We start from the raw sequence: 2,400 nt of genomic DNA on the forward strand, positions 1-2,400 counted from the left end.
CGCTGGCCCACCTCAGCAGCAGCTAACGGCAGCGGTTTTTACACAGCCTCGGTCGACAACAGCCGGGAAGGGAACGTCCGCTTCGATGGCTTGCAAGTTCCAAAGCGGACAGGCCGACTCCGGCCGCCCCCGCCGTTCAGCAATGCGCCCATACCGGCCACCGGCATGTTTCGCTCTTATTTCTAGAAGCGGACGTGGCACTGTGCACCCTCGCTCGACCGCCGATCGAGAGGTCATCAAGGGAGCTCCCCATGGCCGAAGACCCCTGGCAGTTGAGCGGGAGCGGGCCCGAGAGCTACGAGCGCTACCAGGTGCCGAGCGTCTTCGGGCCGCTCGCCCGGCTCCTTCTCCGACATGCCCGGCTGCAGCCCGGACAGCGCGTTCTGGACATGGCCTGCGGGACCGGGATCGTCGCACGGCTGGCGGCGCCGATCCTCGGGCGGGAAGGTTCGGTGCTCGGCATCGACCTGAACGCCGGCATGCTCGGCCTGGCGCGGCGCGAGGCGCCCTCCGGCGGCGCGTCCCTGAAGTGGGAACAGGCCGATGCGGCTGCCCTGCCTTGCAGGGACGCCGACTTCGACGTCGTGCTCTGCCAGCAGGGCCTGCAGTTCTTCCCGGATAGGGGGGCTGCGCTGCGCGAGATGCACCGCGTGCTCCGGCCGGGCGGGCGGGTCGCGCTCTGTGTCTGGCGCGGGATCGAGCACAGCCCCTGCCACGTTGCGATCGCGGCGGCGCTGCGCAGCCACGCCGGGGAGGAGGTGGCGCGGCGCTTCTGCGCGCCCTTCGGGTTCGGCGACGGGGAGGCACTCCACCGCGCCCTCGTCGAAGTCGGTTTCGGGGAGGTGGAGGTCCGGCTTGAGGTGCTGGAGCGGCGCCTCCTGCCGCCTGAGGCGTCCATCCCCGGTCTGCTGGCGAGCACGCCGGTCGGACCGGAGGTGGCCGCCCTCGGCGAGGACGTGCGCCGCACCATCGTGGAGGAGGTCGCAGCGGCGCTGGCCTCCTATCACGACGAGGGTGGCTTCACGGTCCCACAACCGACGCACATTGCGCTGGCGGCGCGGTAGTCGGGAGGTGCAGCATTGCCCGGCGACCCGGGCTCAGGCGAAGGATCGTGCCGACCAGCCCAACAGGACGGGAGGAGGAGCCGATGCGACGTGCCTTCCTGCAAGGCTTGGCCGGGACCGCAGCGGCCCTGATAGGCGCCCACGCGCGGGCCCAGACTCGGCCGGCCTATCCCGAGCGGCCGATCCGAATGATTGTGCCCTACGCGCCCGGTGGAGCCGCGGACACGACGACCCGGCTTGTCGTCGGCCCGATGAGCGAAACCCTCGGCCAGACCATCACGATCGAGAACCGGGCAGGCGGCGCCGGCACGATCGGCGCGGCCGTCGTCGCCCAGGCAAGACCTGATGGTTATACGCTCCTCTCCGATGCCTCGGCGCACACGGTGAACCACGCGCTGGTGCGGAACCTGGCCTTCGACTACGCCCGCGACTTCGCTCCCATCTCGCGTCTCGGCTCCTTCCCGCTGCTCTTTCTCATCGCCGCGGGGGACGGGGCGCATGATCTACAGGGATACATCGCTTCGCTCCGAAACCGGGGCAGGCGCATCGCCTACAGCAGTGCGGGAGTCGGCTCAGCGTCGCACCTTGCGGCCTTCCTGTTCGCTCAGCGTACGGGGACCGAGGCGGAGCACGTCGCGTTCCGAGGCGGCAACCTCGGCGCGCAGGCAGTGGCCCGGGGCGATACGCAATACATGCTCGCCTCGACCCCCGCCGCGATCGGGCTGGTGCAGGCTGGGCTCCTGCGCGTGCTAGCGGTGGCAGGCATGACCCGCCTGCTCGGGATGCCCGGGATCCCCACGCTGCACGAGGCGGGGCTGCCCGGCTTCGAACTCGCCGAGTGGAGTGGACTTTGGGCGCCCACGGGGACCCCCGAGCCCGTGCTTGACCAGTTGGCTGGCGCTGCCGCGAGTGCCCTGGAAGGGCCGGAGCTCCGGTCGCGCTTCTCTGAACTTGGCCTCGATCCAGCGAGCTACATCGGGCGGGCGGATTTCGCCCGCTACGTCGCGGAGCAGCGCGTGCTCATGACCCGGCTCACGGCAGAGGCCGGCATACGTCCGGAGTGAGGAACGGCTAACCCTGATGGTGTGGACGCCCCCCGACGGCATCGATGTGCCAAGGTGGAGGTGTTGAGCAACCACTAGGAGCCTGTCTGAGTATTCCGTGGCATAAAATGGCCTTTTGCGCCGCCGCCCCGTCGCGGAAGGTCATGCCGCCTGCGACTTGCGTCTCGGAAGGCTTTTGCTTGGGTGACGTTGCGGGCCCGATTACTCAGACAGGCTCCTAGGGGAGGCGTCCGTGGGACAGGCTAGCACGATCGGGCTCGACATTGCGAAGC

At 69.5% G+C, this 2,400-nt stretch carries 3 protein-coding genes; all 3 read left to right on the plus strand.

Going from position 1 to position 2,400, the window contains the following annotated elements; all coding sequences use genetic code 11:
- On the plus strand, positions 1 to 186 hold a 186-nt coding region (locus AC5JJ1_RS15920), incomplete at its 5' end, for a hypothetical protein (RefSeq protein ID WP_495786082.1).
- A gap of 65 nt (positions 187 to 251) precedes the next feature.
- Positions 252 to 1,064 (plus strand): class I SAM-dependent methyltransferase, encoded by an 813-nt coding sequence (locus AC5JJ1_RS15925; RefSeq protein ID WP_495786083.1) that lies wholly within the window; start codon positions 252 to 254, stop codon positions 1,062 to 1,064.
- An 83-nt stretch (positions 1,065 to 1,147) separates the two neighbouring features.
- Entirely contained in the window at positions 1,148 to 2,128 is a 981-nt protein-coding gene (locus AC5JJ1_RS15930) for a Bug family tripartite tricarboxylate transporter substrate binding protein (protein WP_495786084.1), read from the plus strand.
- Positions 2,129 to 2,400: the final 272 nt, after the last annotated feature.

This window comes from Belnapia sp. (assembly GCF_059504005.1).

Bases quoted from the DNA above. Each gene is read 5' to 3' on its own strand.
- AC5JJ1_RS15925 (WP_495786083.1), top strand. From the start codon at position 252: ATGGCCGAAGACCCCTGGCAGTTGAGCGGGAGCGGGCCCGAGAGCTAC.
- AC5JJ1_RS15930 (WP_495786084.1), top strand. From the start codon at position 1,148: ATGCGACGTGCCTTCCTGCAAGGCTTGGCCGGGACCGCAGCGGCCCTG.